We start from the raw sequence: 16,742 nt of genomic DNA, 5'->3' as shown, positions 1-16,742 counted from the left end.
TGGTTGTTAAAGAACCCGTCCTTGCGGACCACGCTACCGGCTTTGCCGTTTGCGTCGCTGCGTCAGCAGCAGAGAAACGAGATTATGCAGAACTTTCTTCGTTTCGTCAACTGGGTCAGCATCTTTTTTTGCCTCGGTTCGTCGCGCCAAACACCTCGCTTCGCACCACCCAATCGCCCCGCAACCCTTGCCAGCCCTGCTTTGCAGCGCCGCGTTGTGTTGCGAGGGGGCGAATATTACGGCAGCAAACTGCCCTTGGCAAGCGCTTTGGCGAAATAATTCGCCAACCTTGGAAAGCGCGCGATCAATCACCCAAAAATTCATGGTTCGTACATCTGTATAGAATCGTTATTCCCGGGCCGCGCTCCGGCCCTCTTCCGCACGAGGACGTTCGATGACTATCCAGGCGACATGGCAGCCGAGCCAGGGCAATACCCTTTGCAACCTCACCAATGATGAGGCGCGCTGGCAAGCGGACTTGGATGCTTCAGCGGGCGGTGACCCGCAGTACCCCAGCCCGCATGACCTGCTCGATTCGGCGCTTGCGGCTTGCACGGTGCTCACCCTCCAGCTTTATGCCAAGCGCAAGGGCTACGCCGTGGATGGGATCCATGCGTCCGTCAGCCACGAGGAAACCTCCGGCCATTACGCGATGAAGCGCGAAGTCCGCGTCACTGGCAATCTGGAACCCAAGGTCCTCGAGGATCTGCTGCGCGTGGCCAACAAGTGCCCCGTGCACAAATCGTTGTCGGCCGAGATTGCCATCGATACCACGATCTCCGGCTGAATTCGGCCGCGTCATCGTCCTGACCCACACCAGACGGTACGGTAGGAAGCGCGTCAGCCCGTCCGGCGTGGCAACTGGCGCCTGACAGCAGTATGCGCCGCATTCGTTCGCTGCCCCACCAAGCCCATGGCATCAAGAGCCTAATACACCACTTTACGTTTTGTCGGTGTATGGCCCACGGCTTACCATGAAGAAAAAAGAAGAAGGCAGCACCTTTATCGCAGTGGAGCGGGGACATCTTGACGAACTACATCGAAGAGTATTGCGCGCAGATCCGGCGCACAGGATCCGCGGGGCTGATCGCCAAGCCCATTCTGGTCGATCAGGACGGCACTTACACAATGACCTATGTGCCGCACGAGCACCTCAACCCGGGCGCACGCCTGGTACTGGTCAGCACGACGCCAGGCCACGCCCATGTGCGCCTTGCTGCCGCGGTGACAGAGGAACTGCTGCAGGCGCGTACGCCGGGCCGCGTGATCCAGCGCGAGAACAAGCGCCGCGTGGAACTTGGCGGGCAGCTGATACGGCCCAACCTGATCCGCATGCTCGATCATTTCCGCGCACCGGAGCTTGTCGGACTGCCGCACGCCGCCGCGCTGTGGAACGAGGGCTTCGAGCAATTCCAGCCATTGGCCTTGCTGCCGTGTGCCACCACGCGCCGGGGCCTTGCCTTCGACGGCACGCTGGAAGACCTGCTCGCGGCGCCGATGCTGCGCGCCGCATTCGAAGCGCACTTCCTCGGCGCGATCCGCCAGATGCGGCCCGACGCGTTCTATATTGCGCTCGGCCGTACCGCATGGTCCGGACTGCGCCATGCGGCGAGCCGGCGACTCCTGGCCAAACACCAGCTTCTCGGGATGATGCCGGTACCCGCCCGCGCCGGAAACATGGTGCGTTACTTCCTGCGCGAGATCCCGGCACGTGACCTGTCGCCAAACGATCCGGTCCGGCACCGCGTCGACTGGCTGGACGCCGCACATACGGAACTGATGGCGAACGTGCAGAAAGTGCGCGCAGTCCATATGCCCCCGGTGGGGCCTAACTACCTGATCGCATGATCGGGACGATGCGAGGCAGCAGCCCCCCTCCCAAAGAGGGGTCTCGATGCGCACCTTTGCGCCGATAACGCCTCTTGAGGAAACTGACCTCCTCGCATTCCCGATTAGCGGCCCCTGTGCGGGCCGCGATTTTTTTGGGCGCCGTGCCGCAGCGACCCATTGCGCGCCGACCCTGCCCAGGACCTCCTGAGCCACCTCTCAGTGCCAGACGGAAAATGTCCCGCCTCACTACAATGCTCCCATGCCCAGTCACCGGAGCGTTTGCGTCATGCCACCCCTGTCACCCCGGCACGCACACAGGCAGGCGCAAGCGCTGTGGCGCGGCTTGCTGTGCGCGGCCGTTCTGCTTGCAGCCCCGGCGCAGTCCGCGCAGGGCGATCAACCCGGCATCGCATTTTCCGCATTGCGTCCCGGCGCCCAGTTGCCGGCCGACTGGAAGAACCTCCCTGTCGTGCATGGCAAGGCGATGACCCGCTACACACTGGTGGCGGACGGAACGACCACCGTCCTGCAAGCCGATGCGAGCGGGTCCGCTTCCGCGCTGATGCACGAGGGCAATATCGACCTGAACCGCACGCCGGTCGTGGCGTGGCGCTGGAAGGCGCAAGCGCCGGTCGAAGGTGCCAACAACAGCGAGGGCGCCAAAGAGGATGCCCCGGCCCGGCTGGTGTTCTTCTTTGAAGGCGACAACGACAAGCTGTCTTTCGGCGATCGCGCGAGCATCCAGCTGGCCAAAAAGCTCGGCGGCGAAGACCTGCCCTATGCCACGCTGATGTATATCTGGTCGACGACGGCCGCGCCAGGCAGCGTCATCGCCAACCCGCATACCGGCCGCGTGCAGATGATCGTGGTCGCCGGCAAGCCCGGCGATGCCGGCCAGTGGCAGACCCTGCGCCGCAATATCGCTCAGGACTACGAGCAGGTGTTCCACGAACCGCCCAGCAAGATCACGGCCTACGGCCTGCTCACCGATACCGACAACACAGGCGCCACCGCACGTGCGTGGTACGGCGACATGCGGTTCCAGCCCGCGCGATAGCGGACTATGCGCGTGGCGGCGCCGAGGCGGCCACGCTTGCCCGCAACGCTTCGAGCACCCGCTGCGCCAAACCTGCTTGATCGTCATCGGCTGCGTTCATGGCCTGCTGCACGCTGACCACCTTGTCGGCATCGTAGTGCCGGCCCGTATCGGCCTCGGCCTCGAAATCATTGGCGCGCTGCGTAATCGAAACCGGATCCGCACTGACGAGCAGCACCGCATGAGCGAGTACCACATGGCGCTGGCCATCCGGCGCCTGCACCGCGGCCGGCGCGCGGCGCCAGTACTGGGCAGTGCCTGCAATCTTCCGCGCCTGCTCCGGCGGCCCCCAGGCCAGGTTGAAGCGTCCGTCGCAGAACGAGCCCTCCACCGCCTGCCAGTGGCTGTCGACATCAAGCATGCGCAATGCCCCGCCGACGACCTCGCACAGGTGCAGGTACACCGCCTCGCTCAACGCGCCCGGTGGCCCATCCACACGATAGGCGAGACTCAGGTTCAATATGCCGGGCCCCTGCGGCACCATTCCTCCCCCTGACATGCGCAGCCAGACAGGACAGCCACGCCGCGCAAAGCTGTCCCGCGCCGCCTCGAACTTCGGATAGCGCAGGTAGCTGCGCGGCACCACCAGCGACACCGGGGCCTCCCACAAGTGGGCGACTTCACTACCCTGTGCGGCAGCGTCCAGCAACGCAAGTTCGGCCTGCAGCGGATCTTCGTGCGCAGCGTGGGGTTCGACAAATACGAATGGCATGGAATTCGTCCCGGCGGTGACCTGCCACACGATAGCAGGCCGGCGCGGACGGCGTGGCCGCCGTCCGCGATCCGGCATCAACCGGCCAGGTGTGTGCGCAGCAGCGCGTTGAAGTCGCCAGCCTTTTCCATCTGGCTCATGTGTCCGGTGTCGTCGAACACCTTCACCGTGGCGCCGGCCGGCGCGTTCTGCGCGTGGGCACTGGGGATGATCTGGTCCTTCGCGCCCCACACCACGAGCGTGCGCTTGCCGGTATCCGCCAGCCGCTGCGCCGGCTGCTCGCGTTGCCTGCCCTGCGCGAACAGGTTGTCGCCGAGCGCCGACAGCGATTCCTGCACGCCATCGAGCCGTTTGTAGCGCAGCAGGTCATCGAGCATCTGCCGGCTGACCAGGTCCGGGTTGGCGAACAGCAACTCGATCACGGGCTTGAGCTCGCGCCGCGACTGCGCATTGACGAAGCCTTCGGTATAGCCGCTGTTGATCTCCTCGCCCATGCCAACCGGCGAGACCAGCGCCACCGACAGCACGCGCTGCGGCGCATCGACGGCAAGCTGCGCGGCAATGCCGCCGCCCATCGAATGCCCGACCACATGCGCCGCATCGATGCCCGTCGCATCCAGGAAGCGCGCTACAAAGCCGGCCATCTCCGCCAGCGTCGTGCCCGCGAGCCGCGGCGACGTCTGTCCGTGAGCGGGCAGGTCCAGCGCGACCACCGTGTACGCATCGGCAAGGGCGTCGAGGTTGAACAGCCAGTTGTCCAGGTCGCCGCCAAAGCCGTGGATGAAGAGCACCGCCGGCCCCGCGTTCCCCCTTCGGGCGTAGCGGACGCGGATGCCGTCGACGTCGGCGTATTGGTACGCGGGTCCGGCTTCCTCTTCGTCGCCGTCGTCCGCCGGCGTTTCGTAAGCCGCAATATAGGCATCGATTTCCGCATCGCTCACCTCCGCAGGCGCCAGCACGCCGAGCAGGGCCTTGACCGGCAGCACGTCCCCCACACCGGCCACCTTGCGGCGCAAGGTACCGGCATCGGGCGCTTCGACGGCGTTGGCGATCTTGTCGGTTTCCACATCAAGGATCGGCATGCCCACCGAGATCTCGGCGCCATCGTCGACGAGCCACTCGTTGACAGTGCCTTCCTTCATCGACAGGCCCCACTTGGGCATCACGATCGGGATAATTGCTGCGGCCATCAGTGTTTGCCTCCCTTCATGGTCTTGCGCACGGCTTCCACGACATGCGCGGCGCTGGGGATATACAGGTCTTCGAGCGTCGGCGAGAACGGCACCGGCGTATGCGGCGGGCACACCATCTCGATGCCGGCCTTCAGCGCACCGAATGCCTGCTGCGCGACCTGCGCCGAGATATCGGTCGCGATATTGCAGCGCGGGCTCGCTTCGTCCACGACGACAAGTCGCCCCGTGTTCTCGACCGACTCGAGCACCGTGTCCATGTCAAGCGGCGACAGCGTGCGCAGGTCGATCACCTCCGCCTCGATGCCTTCCTTCGCCAGCGTCGCTGCCGCGTCCAGCGCGCGATGCACCATCAGCCCGTATGCGACGATGGTCACGTCCTTGCCGTCGCGTGCGATATTGGCCTCGCCGAACGGAATGGTGTAGGCGCCCTCCGGCACGTCGCCTTCGAACCCGTACAGGTTCTTGTGCTCGCAGAAGATCACCGGATCGTTGTCGCGGATCGCCTGGATCAGCAGACCCTTGGTGTCGTACGGCGTCGACGGGCACACCACCTTGAGTCCGGGGATATGCGTGAACAGCGGCGTCAGCATCTGGCTGTGCTGCGCGGCCGCGCGGAAGCCCGCGCCCACCATCGCGCGGATCACCACCGGTGTTTCGGCCTTGCCGCCGAACATGTAGCGAAACTTGGCGGCCTGGTTGAAGATCTGGTCGAAGCACACGCCCATGAAGTCGATGAACATGAGTTCGGCGATCGGCCGCATGCCGCAGGCCGCCGCGCCGATGGCCGCGCCCACGTAGGCCGACTCGGACAGCGGCGTGTCGAGCAAGCGGTCGCCATGCTTCGCATACAACCCCTTGGTCACGCCAAGCACGCCGCCCCACGCGTCCTTCTCGCCGTTCGCGCCGGCGCCGCCGACGATGTCCTCACCCAGCATGATCACGCTGGGGTCCCGCGTCATTTCCTGGTCGATCGCTTCGTTGATCGCCAGCTTGATGCTCAGTTTGCGAGCCATGGTCTGTCTCCTGAATTGTGGATAGCAGTGTCGGGGTGGCGATTCAGTAGCTCACGTAGACATCGGTCAGCAGGTCCTCCGGACCAGGCAATGGCGCGGCCTTGGCCTCCTGCACGGCGTGTTCGATCAGCGTGGCAACTTCGCGGTCGATGGACTCGAGTTCCTCGCGCGAGACCACGCCCGCTTGCGTCACCGTGCGCGAGAACAGCTTCAGGCAGTCCTTATTGGCGCGGATGTCGTCGAGCTCGCCCGCAGCGCGATAGGTCTGCGCGTCGCCTTCGAAGTGGCCGTAGAAGCGGACCATCTTGCATTCGAGCAGCGACGGCCCACCGCCTTCACGCGCGCGGCGGATGACTTCGCCGGCTGCCTCATGCACCGCGAAGAAATCGGTACCGTCCACCGTCACGCCGGGAATGCCGAAGCCCGCCGCGCGATCCACATAGCTGTCCACCGCTGTGCCGTAGTCGCGCGACGTCGATTCCGCATAGCCGTTGTTCTCGATCACGAAGATCACCGGCAGGTTCCACACGGCGGCGAGGTTCAGGCTTTCGAGGAACGTGCCCTGGTTCGATGCGCCATCGCCGGAGAAGGTAATGCCGACCTCGCCCTTGCCGCGGAACTTCGCAGCCAGCGCGGCGCCGCAGATCAGCGGTGCGCCGGCGCCGAGGATGCCGTTGGCGCCCATCATGCCCTTGGACAAGTCGGCGATATGCATCGACCCGCCCTTGCCGTTGCACGAGCCGCCCTTCTTGCCATAGATCTCCTTCATCATTGCCACCGGATCGACGCCCTTGGCAATGCAGTGGCCGTGGCCGCGGTGTGTGCTGGCAATGCGGTCGCCATCGTTCAGGTGGTGCAGAATGCCGACGCCGGCGGCCTCCTCGCCTGCATACAGATGCACGAAGCCGGGAATATCGCCGCGGCCGAAGTCCACGTGCAGGCGTTCTTCGAACTCGCGGATGGTGCGCATCTTGCGATACACCGTCAGCAGCGTCTCCTTGTCGAGTGGCAGCCCGCTGGGGCCGGCTTGCATGGCACTGGCGCTCATGGTTGTCTCCTTGGTTGGGGTGGTACGGCTTGCTCAGTGGTTGGTGGGATGGGTGGCGGGTACGCTGCGCATCAGCCGCTCGCGGGCGGCATAGCGCATGCACGCCGCCACGTCGATGCTGCGGAAAGCGTGTTCGTGCAGGGTGATGGTGACTTCGTCGTGCGGGCCGAAGGCCAGTTCGCGCTCGCCATCGAGCGCGACGATGCCCGCGCGCTGTCGCACGCGGTGCGGGCGGGCATGCTCAAGACGCTGCCAGCCAGCGATGGAAACCTGGCTTAGCAGGCCGGGCGCGATCGGCGCACGCAGTTCGAATTCGCCCTGGCCCGGCGCGGCCAGCTCGATCGCAAGGCCGCCCGCTTCGCGCCGTCCGAGTGGCTCCAGCAGCCCGGCGATAGCAGACAGTCCGATCGCCTGCGGGTCGGCGAATGCCACGTACACGGCAGCAAGCGTGTCGGACTTCCACAGCGCCCGCGCGCCGATGAAATGCTCGTGCGCGATGACTGCGTCGACAAGCGCGATGTCGCGCCGGAAACCGCCGTCAGCATCGCGAATGACGATATCGAGCCGCTTGTTCGATGCAAGCGCCTGCGATGCCGGTACCTTGCCCGTCGCATACAGTCCCGTCGCCAGCCCGGTGATGGTGGCCTCGCGCATTTCCGGGAACGCATTGTTAGTGCCTGTGGACAGCCCGGCGATCGGCACACCGCCGCATTCGCGCACCACGGCGCGATGCGTGCCGTCGCCGCCGAGCACGATGATCACTTCCACGCCGGCATCGGCCATATGGCGCGCCGCGTTCAGCGTGTCATCGACGCGCGCGGTGACCGGCATGTCGATGTACTCCACCGCCGGCAAGCCGGCGTCCGGCCCCTGGTGCCGGCTCAGGTGGCGAGCGAGCATGACGCGCAGCCCTTCGCGGTCCGGCATCATCATCACGCGATCGATGCCGCAGGCCGACAGCGCGGCCAGCAGGCGCAGCACGATATTGACGCGGTCGGCCAACTGCAGGCTGTTGGCGTTTGCGATTACGCGGCGGATGTCGCGCGCCGAAACCGGGTTGGCGATGATGCCGACCAGCGGCGCGCCGGCGAACCGTGCCTGCTCCATGGCCTGTCTCCTGTTGTCTTTGTGGTGACAGGCACATCGCAATGGCTGTGCCAACGCACGCGACATGCGGAAAGGCCGCCGCGAACGCGAAAAATTGCGGGATTACCCGCAGGAAGCGGGGGTCAGAGGGCCACCGAAAGGGGCCTGACGGTACTCACGGTGTGACAGTTGTCACAGCGCAGGTGTACAGCGCTGGACAACCGTATCGGCGTCAGCGCTACTGTGGCGCTCCGTCACCGTCGCGGCGGTTGGGAGACTGGATGCCGTAGCGCTCCATGCGGCGGTACAGCGTCATGCGGCTGATGCCGATCTGGCGCGCCACCGCGCTCAGGTTCCAGCCCGACGCGCGCAGGTACTGCATGAGCAGCATGCCCTCTGGCGGCATCGGCTGCGCATCGTCCTGCTGCGCGGGCAACGCCTGCACGGCCGGCATTGCCGCCGGGGCGCCAAGCGCATCGGGAAGATCGTGCAGATCGATGTAGCCATCCGAGCAGACCGCACGCGCGTACTCGAGCACGTTGCGCAATTCGCGCAGGTTGCCGGGCCAGCGGTGGCGGCAAAGCTGTTCGCGCGCCTGCGGCGACAGCGCGATGCCGCGCTGGCCGCCATCGTCGAGCATCTTCTGCACAAGCCAGTCAAGGTCCGTGCGCTCGCGCAGCGGTGGCAGCGCGAACCGTGCGCCGTTGAGCCGGTAGAACAGGTCTTCGCGGAAGCGTCCTTGCGCGACCAGATCTTCCAGCCGGTGATGGGTGGCGGAAATCACGCGCAGCCTGACCGGTATCGGGCGTGCCGCGCCGATGGGCAAGACCTCGCCCTCGGCCAGCACGCGCAACAGCCGTGACTGCAGTTCGCGCGGCATGTCGCCGATCTCGTCAAGGAACAGCGTGCCGCCGTCCGCTTCCTGGATCAACCCGCGCTTGCCGCGCGGTCCGGCCCCCGAGAAGCTGTTGGGCAGGTGGCCGAACAGCTCGCTTTCGATCAGCGTTTCCGGAATCGCAGCGCAGTTCACTGCCACGAACGGCTGGCCGCGCCGGGCGCTGGCCTGATGCAGCGCCTTGGCGAAGTACTCCTTGCCGCTGCCGGTCTCGCCATTGATCAGCAGGTTGATCGGTGAATCGACCAGGCGCGCCGCTCGCTGTAATTGCTGCTGCAGCGCGGCATCGCCACCGCACAATGCCGCAAGCGGCTCGGGCAGCGGCGCCGGACGTTCTTCGCGGGCGCCCGCTTGCCAGCGCAGCGCCGGCGGCATCACGCTCAGGTACAGCAGTCCGCCGCTGCGGTTCAGCGCGACAAGCCGCTGCTCGCTCGGACGCGAATAGACATAGCGGCTCAGGTCTTCCAGGCGCGCGTTGAACAGCGTCTCGAACGACTGGCCGAGCACCGTGCCAGTGGATAGCTCGCCTTCCAGCATGCGCCGCGCGCGGTGGTTGTGCCCGACGATGCGGCCGCAGTCGTCGAGCGCGAGCAGGTATTCCGGATTGACGTCGACAAACTCGGGCGCGACGTTGAGCTTGAGGATCCAGTCGCGATGATGCACGCGCAGGAAGTTCGCGTTCTCGATATGCGCCGCATAGATGCGCACCATCTGCAGCGCCAGCCCCTGGCTCTCCTTGGCGTGCGGCGAAGTCAGTGCGGAAATGTCGAGGATCGCGCTCAGGTTGCCGTGCGAGTCGAACAGCGGCGCCGCCGTGCACGTGAGCGGAATGTGCGTGGCGTCGAAATGGTCGGCCTGGTGCACGGTCAGCGCTTCGCCTGTGACCAGCGCCGTGCCGACCGCGCAGGTGCCGGCGCCGCTTTCGCTCCATTCAGCACCCAGGTACAGGCCGGCGTGGCGCAGGTCGGTATCGGTGCGCGCGTCGCCGATGTAGTCCACGGTCACGCCCTGCGCGTCGGTCAGCAGCACCACGTAGCCGAGGCCTGCCACCTGCGCATACAGGCTCTCCAGCCCATGGCGCGCGATGCGCGCGAAATCGTCGATGCGTTGCTGGTGTTCGCGCAGCCGCGTCTGCGGCAGGATGCGCGCTTCCTGCATGCGCGAAGGATCCAGCCCGTACTGGTGCACACAGCGCCGCCATGAATTCTGGATCACGGCGTCATGCGTGGGCCGGTCCGCGGGCAAGGCAGGCGGGGGCAGGTAGCTGGTGGCCTGGACTACCGTCTCGATGTGCTCGCGTTGCCGCAGGTCCATCGCTGTCTCCTGGTTGTCTTCGCTGCGGTCTTCGCCATGCGCCGCGGGCGGCACTTTGGCGAACTGGCGAACCGGACACGTCGTCGCGCGCCTCTGTGCTGGCTACTGTATCCGACACCGTCGGAGCGGTGCAATCCGGTGTCATCGTTGCGGCAAGTTTGTGCATCGAACGGCATTTCTAAACCGGACAATAGGACATTCTCAAGACAGCGCGGAGCCCGCCGTTAGGGTGCCAGTGTCACGCCGGCGGCCTTGGCACCCGTCGCCCTGCCGGCCCTCCTTCCCGAATCGGCGTGACCGTCCGAATTCGGACGGCGTGCGCACCACTCCCTTTTCCCTACCGCCGAAGACGATGAATCGCATTACGCTCAACACCAAACTCTGGGCGGCCCTGGCCGTGATCTGGCTCGCGCTGCTCGGGCTCGGAACCTGGAACGCCTTCCATACCCGCAGTGTCATGATGGACGAGCGCCGCGACAGCGTGAAAGCGCTGGTGCAGGCGACCGAGGCCATCGTCTCCGCTTACGCGGAACGTGCCGCCAAGGGCAGCATGACGACCGAAGCCGCACAGCAGGCGGCAAAGGATGCCGTGCAGGCCATCCGCTTTGGTAGCAGTAGCTATCTGCTGCTGGTCAACTCCAAACCGCAGATCGTGCTCAACCCCGGCCGCCCTGAAATGAACGGCAAGGACGTCGGCGACTTCAAGGACCCGGACGGCGCGCCGATCTACCAGCGCATCGTGCAGGCGGGCAAGTCAGGCGCCAGCGGCGGCGATGGCTTCACGACCTACCGCGGCCGCCTGCCCGGCACCGAGACGCCCGAACTCAAGCTGACCTATGTGCGCTACGTGCCTGCGTGGGACTGGCACGTGGCCACCGGCGTGTACGTCAAGGACGTCAATGACGCGTTCCGCGACAGCCTGGTCCAGGCCGCGCTCGGCACGCTGCTGATCGGCGCCATCGTATCGGCCGTGATGCTGGCGATCATGCGCGTGGTGAACCGCAGCCTCGGCGGCGAGCCCGCCTATGCTGTCGAAGCCGTGGCGCGCATTGCCGCCGGCGATTTCACCCTGCCCGTGCACACGCGCGACGGTGATGAAACCAGCGTGCTGGCCGCCATGCGCCAGATGCAGCAACGTCTTTCCGCCACGTTGCACGGCATCCGAGATGCAGCCGATTCGATCGGCTCGGCCACGAGCCAGATTTCGGCGGGCAACGCGGACCTGTCGCAGCGCACCGAGGAACAGGCTTCCGCACTCGAACAGACCGCAGCGAGCATGGAAGAGCTGACCGGCATCGTGCGCCAGAACGCGGACAATGCGCGTCAGGCGAGCACGCTTGCGGTCAACGCCTCGGAAACCGCGAATCGCGGCGGAGAAGTGGTGGGCCAGGTGGTATCGACCATGGACGCCATCAGCAAAGCTTCGCGTCAGATCGTCGACATCATCGGCGTGATCGAAGGCATTGCGTTCCAGACGAATATCCTCGCGCTCAACGCGGCGGTGGAAGCGGCGCGTGCGGGCGAACAGGGCCGCGGCTTCGCGGTCGTCGCGGGCGAAGTGCGCACGCTGGCCCAGCGCTCGGCCACCGCCGCCAAAGAGATCAAGTCGCTGATCGACAACTCCGCGGCACAGGTGGAGGCCGGCACCGCGCTGGTGTCCCGCGCGGGCCAGACCATGGGTGAAGTCGTCGACGCGGTGCGCCGCGTGACGGACATCATGGGCGAGATCAGCGCCGCGTCCGCCGAGCAGAGCACAGGCATCGAGCAGGTCGGCCATGCGGTGACGCAGATGGATTCGGTCACGCAACAGAACGCCGCGCTCGTGGAAGAGTCCGCCGCCGCTGCGCATGCACTGGCCGAGCAGGGGCAGCGCATGATGCAGGCGGTGGCGGCGTTCCGGCTCGCGGGCGCCTGAAATCGGGCGGCGCAATCGCCCCGTCAGACTGCCGGCGCGAGCGTGCGGGCCGCGTCGGCGGCGATTTCGAACGAGCGCAGGCGTGCGGCGTGGTCGTAGATCTGGCCCGTCAGCATCAGTTCGTCCGGATGCAAGTCGTCGACGAAGCGCTGCATGCCGGCGCGCACGGCTTCCGGATCGCCCACCACCGAGCAGGCCAGCGAACGGCGGATATGGTCCGCCTCGCTCTCGGTCCACAGCGCCTCGATATCGTCAACGGGCGGACGCAGTTGTCCCGGCGTACCGCGCACCAGCGCCAGGAACTGCTGCTGCAACGAGCTGAACAGGCGCCGCGCTTCTTCGCCGGTCTCTGCCGCGAACACATTGAGGCCGAGCATCACATAGGGCCGCTCGAGCTGCGCGGAAGGCCGGAACGTGCGCCGGTACAAGTCCACCGCCTGGCGCATGAAGCCCGGCGCGAAGTGCGAGGCGAACGCAAATGGCAAACCCATCGCCGCCGAAAGCTGCGCGCTGAACAGGCTCGAGCCGAGCAGCCACAGCGGCACTTTCAGGCCCGCACCGGGCACGGCGCGCAGGCGCTGGCCAGGACGCACGTCATCGAAATAGGCCTGCAGCTCCTCGACATCCTGCGGGAACGTGTCGGCCGTGTCGTGCGACAGTTGGCGGCGCAGCGCGCGTGCCGTGGTCTGGTCGGTACCCGGTGCGCGGCCCAGCCCCAGGTCGATGCGGCCCGGATACAGCGAAGCCAGCGTGCCGAACTGCTCGGCCACCACCAGCGGCGAATGGTTGGGCAGCATGACGCCACCGGAGCCCACGCGGATCGTGCTGGTGCCATTGGCCACATAGCCGATCAGAACCGCGGTCGCGGCACTGGCGATGCCGGGCATGTTGTGGTGCTCGGCGAGCCAGAAGCGGCGGTAGCCAAGGCGCTCGGCGTGCTGCGCAAGGTCCAGCGAGTTGCGCATGGCCTGGCCGGCATCGCTGCCCTGCGCGATGGGCGCGAGGTCGAGAACGGAATACGGAATCGGGGTCGTCATGGAAGCTGCCTTGGTGCGGCGGGTGGGCCTTTGCCGGCCGCCGCGCGGGAAAATCGAAACGTCCGCTATCTTAGTGAGGCCCCGGCAATCGTGCTGGCGGCCGCCACGCGGCCATACCGGCGGCGTGGTTATCGCAGTGGCGCCCGATCCACCGAAGGATTGAGCCAAGCGCCGCTTGTCCCGTACCATGCTGCCCCATGCGAAGCAGGAAATCGGTATGACACTCAAGACACTGGACGGCGCGCTGGCCTTGCTGACCCACTTCACCGTGCGGCAGCCCACCTGGGGCGTGCGCGAACTCGCCAAGCACAGCGGCGTGCACTATGCCGTGGTGCACCGCGTGCTGGCCACCTTTGCGGCCAACGGCTTCCTCGTGCAGGACGCTGCCACCGGCAAGTATTCGCTGGGCCTGCGCCTGTTCGAACTGGGCCAGGTTGTGCGCAAGAGCTTTTCGCCCGACGAGATCGTGCGGCCGGTGCTCGAAAAGCTGGCTGCGCAAAGCGGTGAGACGGTCTTCCTGTCGTGGCTCGACGGCCATGAGGGGCTATGCGTGGGACTTGTGCAAAGCCAGCACCAGTTGCGTTTTTCGATCGAACTCGGCGAGCGTTTTCCACTGTATGCGGGCGCGCATGCCAAGGCCATGCTCGCGTTCCAGGACGACGCGTTCCGCGACGAGGTCTATCGACAGGGCATGGAAAAGATGGGACCGCACACCACGCTCGACCGCGACACGATCGAAGCGCAGCTCGCCGAGGTACGCGAGCAGGGCTGGGCTCACACGCGCGAGGAAGCCGCCGCGACCGTGGCCGGGCTGGCGCTGCCGCTGTGGTCGCGCGACCACAGCATGGTGATCGGCTCGATTGCGATTGCCGGCCCCCAGCAGCGGCTTGGCGAGGACGCGGTGCCGCGCCTGCTCGACGCCCTGCGCGATGCGAGTGGCCGGCTCGAGGATGTGATCGGCTTCGTGCGCTGATACCGTATCAACCAGCCAGCAACGCCCGCCCCACAGCACCGCCGAACACCCGCTGGCCGATAACGTGGCCCAGCGCGCGGTAGCTTTCCCACTGCGCTTCGTCGAAGAACTGGTCCGACGTCGCTTCCTGCGGAAAGGCCGGATGGCCGGCGCCGTACTGTTGCACGTCGGCCGGCGCCCATGCCGCCAGGCGCGGCTTGAGCAGCACGATGCGGCAGACCGGTTCGCGCTGGTCCGCACCTGGCCCCGCGCGGTACACATTGAGCAGCACCGCGCATTTGTCCGATGCCGCGCCACTGGCGCCCGTACCAAAATCTTCCGGCGTACCGAACACCTGGCTCAACACCGGATGCGAGGTAGCGGCGTCGGTGTCGACCTCGATCTCCAGCGCGTAGTCGATCCGTGCGAGCCGGATCAGGTTGGCAAGGTCGCCGAAGCGGTAGTCGATATCTGCACCGGCATCGCACAGCACGATCAGCGATACGTCGCGGCCCGGGCGCAGCAGTTCGTACACGCCGGTGTTGTCGAAATGCCCGCCGTCCGACAGGTACTGCCAGCCGCGCCGCATGCCGTGGAAGCGCGCGGCCAACTCGCAGCCGAGGCAATACTGCGTACGGAACAGCGTGCTGAAGCGCGCCAGCAGCGGGTGCGTGGCGCGTTCGGGCTGGCGCTGCGTAGCGGGCACGGCGCCCGCGTGACGCGGGCCGTCGTGCAGGTAGGACGGCCACCATGTGCCAAGCCGAAGATTGGCCAATCCCATCAGCAGTGAAGTCCCCAGCGTCGTTGCCCGCCCTAGCCCGGTCGACAGCGTCGCGCCGGAGATTGCGATCCAGTCGCCCACCGTGCGCGATTCGGCGACGCGCGCCGTCACCGGACGTGACAAGTCCGGGCAGCAGGGCCGCCCATCAACCAGAAAGCGTGCATAGGCGTCTGCGGGCAGCGTCTGCGTCGAGCCGGGCTGCACCATGCTGGGCCCTGGGCCCAGGCACAGCGGCTTGCCCTTGCGGTCGCGCTGCACGAGTTGCTCGGCCGGGTCGACGGTCTGGTTCAGCGTGATGTTGATCAGGTGCAGCGGCGCCAGCACGCGCGGATCGTAATAGGTGTTCAGGCTGAGCTGGTCCCCTGGCACGGGCTCGGCCACGCTGAAGCGATCGCGCGCATGACGGCCCGTTGCATGCGTGGCGAAGCGCTCGCCGTTGGAAGCGCCCAGGTACGCGCGCGTCAGCCGCGCCGCATAGAACGGCTGCAGCGTCGACAGGTTCAGGAAGCCCGTGAAGCGCCCCGCCACCACCGCAAGCACCAGCGATACCAGCACCAGCACGGCGAGCACCGGACCGGTATAGGCATTGCCGTACACGAGCCAGTCGACTGGCTCGCGGCCGTTCCAGCGCACGTACAGCACTAGCCACGACCACAGCACGTACACGAGCAACGCCAGCAGCGCGGCCAATACGCCCGCGAGCAGCGACACAGGCAGGTGCGCGAGCAACGCACGCCATGGCGTATCGGCGCTGTCCTGCTTGCCCTCGTCGCGCAGACCGGCACCGTAGCGCACCATCCAGACCAGCGCGGCCAGTGTCCCGACAGGTGCGCCGGCGCTCCAGAGCGAGGCCGTCATGAACGCGTAGAGGAATGTGGTGCGCGCCGCGGTATCGGCAAGGCCGAGCGCCAGCAGCCACAGCGTCAGCGTCATCGCGCCACGCAGCAAGCGCGTGGCGCGCACGCGGTAGTCCGACACCGTACGCGGCGCGGAAGCCAGCATGAGCAGACAGCACAGCACGGCCAGCAGCAGAAGTCCCCCTACCGCCGCAAGCAGGCAGGCCAGTACCAGTCCCGGGCCCAGCCACACGACCCACCGCGCCGCCAGCAGCAACAACACGGCGATCAGCGTGGCCACGATCGGCCCCGGACTGAAGAAGCGTGCCGCTGCCTGCGGGTCGCTGGCACGCGGGTACACCAGCCAGTAGGCCAGTCCCGGCGGTGCGGCCAGCAACAGCAGCGAGCCCAATGGCAACCACAACAGCGCGCTCCACCAGATCGCGCACGCTTCCTGGTTGAACGCCTGGCGTGCGTCATGCAGCAAATCCATCTCGTATCGGCCGAGGCCGTACGACATGCCCACCGCCACATACTGGCCCAGCGCCAGCACGGCCAGCAGCACGAGCAGCGCGCTGCCGATCACGTAATGCATGGCCACCCAGTTGCGCACGACCATCACGGCCGCATAGAGGTTGTCGCCCGCGCCGGTCGGCGACAGATAGCGTCCGTTCTCGCGCAGCCATGCCACGGCGCCGCGTCCCGGATCGGCGGCATAGGACACCGAGGTGCGGATGCGCCCCGGCGGTTCGCATTGCAGCGTGTGGTACGCGTCGGCCGCGGCCTGCACGGCGTTCGAGCCGCGCCGCAGGCGGCCCGGCACGAACAGGCTGGTAATCTTACTGTGTCATAAAAACAACGATGTTTATATGCATGTCAGAGATAATATGGAATCCATACTGATGAGCGGACCGCAATGGAAAATCTGGCAAAGTTCGATCGCTACATCGAGCACCTGTGCGCAGCGTTGGAGCATAAGGATCGAAACGCCGGATTGCAGGACTATTGTCGCGGGCTGATGCTGCCGATCCATC

Annotated in this window: 14 protein-coding genes; 6 read left to right on the top strand and 8 right to left on the bottom strand. The window is 66.3% G+C overall.

The window, feature by feature from the left end; translation table 11 throughout:
• The 4 genes from KHO41_RS39390 to KHO41_RS39375 form a co-directional block, all read left to right on the top strand.
• Nucleotides 1–279: hypothetical protein (locus KHO41_RS39390; RefSeq protein WP_211958617.1), on the top strand; the 279-nt coding region annotated here is incomplete at its 5' end.
• A gap of 115 nt (nt 280–394) precedes the next feature.
• The gene (locus tag KHO41_RS39385) at nt 395–787 is read left to right on the top strand and encodes an OsmC family protein (protein ID WP_211958616.1); all 393 of its coding nucleotides are present in this window, start codon (nt 395–397) and stop codon (nt 785–787) included.
• A gap of 239 nt (nt 788–1,026) precedes the next feature.
• The gene (locus tag KHO41_RS39380; protein WP_211958615.1) at nt 1,027–1,848 is read left to right on the top strand and encodes a hypothetical protein; all 822 of its coding nucleotides are present in this window, start codon (nt 1,027–1,029) and stop codon (nt 1,846–1,848) included.
• A gap of 268 nt (nt 1,849–2,116) precedes the next feature.
• A complete protein-coding gene (locus KHO41_RS39375; RefSeq protein WP_211958614.1) occupies nt 2,117–2,887 on the top strand; it encodes a DUF3047 domain-containing protein in 771 nt (256 codons plus the stop codon).
• A 4-nt stretch (nt 2,888–2,891) separates the two neighbouring features.
• Here KHO41_RS39375 and KHO41_RS39370 read toward each other — a convergent pair whose 3' ends face one another.
• The 6 genes from KHO41_RS39370 to KHO41_RS39345 all read right to left on the bottom strand — a co-directional run bounded on the left by KHO41_RS39370 (nt 2,892) and on the right by KHO41_RS39345 (nt 10,187).
• Entirely contained in the window at nt 2,892–3,638 is a 747-nt protein-coding gene (locus KHO41_RS39370; RefSeq protein ID WP_211958613.1) for a lipoyl protein ligase domain-containing protein, read from the bottom strand.
• A 77-nt stretch (nt 3,639–3,715) separates the two neighbouring features.
• Nucleotides 3,716–4,828, bottom strand: a complete 1,113-nt coding sequence (locus tag KHO41_RS39365; protein ID WP_211958612.1) for an acetoin dehydrogenase dihydrolipoyllysine-residue acetyltransferase subunit — start codon at nt 4,826–4,828, stop codon at nt 3,716–3,718.
• The gene (locus KHO41_RS39360; protein WP_211958611.1) at nt 4,828–5,844 is read right to left on the bottom strand and encodes an alpha-ketoacid dehydrogenase subunit beta; all 1,017 of its coding nucleotides are present in this window, start codon (nt 5,842–5,844) and stop codon (nt 4,828–4,830) included. The genes KHO41_RS39365 and KHO41_RS39360 overlap by 1 nt, the downstream gene beginning before the upstream one ends.
• A gap of 43 nt (nt 5,845–5,887) precedes the next feature.
• The gene (locus KHO41_RS39355; protein ID WP_244874245.1) at nt 5,888–6,892 is read right to left on the bottom strand and encodes a thiamine pyrophosphate-dependent dehydrogenase E1 component subunit alpha; all 1,005 of its coding nucleotides are present in this window, start codon (nt 6,890–6,892) and stop codon (nt 5,888–5,890) included.
• A 33-nt stretch (nt 6,893–6,925) separates the two neighbouring features.
• Nucleotides 6,926–7,999, bottom strand: coding sequence for an ATP-NAD kinase family protein (locus KHO41_RS39350; protein WP_211958610.1), 1,074 nt, complete (start codon nt 7,997–7,999; stop codon nt 6,926–6,928).
• A gap of 217 nt (nt 8,000–8,216) precedes the next feature.
• Nucleotides 8,217–10,187 carry a sigma-54-dependent Fis family transcriptional regulator gene (locus KHO41_RS39345; RefSeq protein ID WP_211958609.1) on the bottom strand — a complete coding sequence of 657 codons (1,971 nt, stop codon included), beginning with the start codon at nt 10,185–10,187 and terminating at the stop codon, nt 8,217–8,219.
• A gap of 352 nt (nt 10,188–10,539) precedes the next feature.
• Between KHO41_RS39345 and KHO41_RS39340 the strand changes: the two genes are divergently transcribed.
• Complete coding sequence (locus tag KHO41_RS39340; protein WP_211958608.1) at nt 10,540–12,102, top strand: methyl-accepting chemotaxis protein; 1,563 nt, start codon at nt 10,540–10,542, stop codon at nt 12,100–12,102.
• Nucleotides 12,103–12,125: 23 nt separating this feature from the next.
• On the opposite strand, the gene KHO41_RS39335 is transcribed toward KHO41_RS39340, so the two are convergent.
• Nucleotides 12,126–13,139, bottom strand: a complete 1,014-nt coding sequence (locus KHO41_RS39335) for an LLM class flavin-dependent oxidoreductase (protein ID WP_211958607.1) — start codon at nt 13,137–13,139, stop codon at nt 12,126–12,128.
• A 217-nt stretch (nt 13,140–13,356) separates the two neighbouring features.
• Between KHO41_RS39335 and KHO41_RS39330 the strand changes: the two genes are divergently transcribed.
• On the top strand, nt 13,357–14,112 hold the full coding sequence (locus KHO41_RS39330) for an IclR family transcriptional regulator (RefSeq protein ID WP_211958606.1): 756 nt from the start codon (nt 13,357–13,359) through the stop codon (nt 14,110–14,112).
• A gap of 7 nt (nt 14,113–14,119) precedes the next feature.
• Here the strand turns inward: KHO41_RS39330 and KHO41_RS39325 are convergent, their stop codons facing one another.
• Nucleotides 14,120–16,531, bottom strand: coding sequence for a hypothetical protein (locus KHO41_RS39325; protein WP_244874244.1), 2,412 nt, complete (start codon nt 16,529–16,531; stop codon nt 14,120–14,122).
• Nucleotides 16,532–16,742: the final 211 nt, after the last annotated feature.

The sequence above is a fragment of the Cupriavidus numazuensis genome, from assembly GCF_905397435.1.
Classification (GTDB): Bacteria; Pseudomonadota; Gammaproteobacteria; order Burkholderiales; family Burkholderiaceae; genus Cupriavidus; species Cupriavidus numazuensis.
This window is presented reverse-complemented; position numbering and strand designations above follow the sequence as displayed.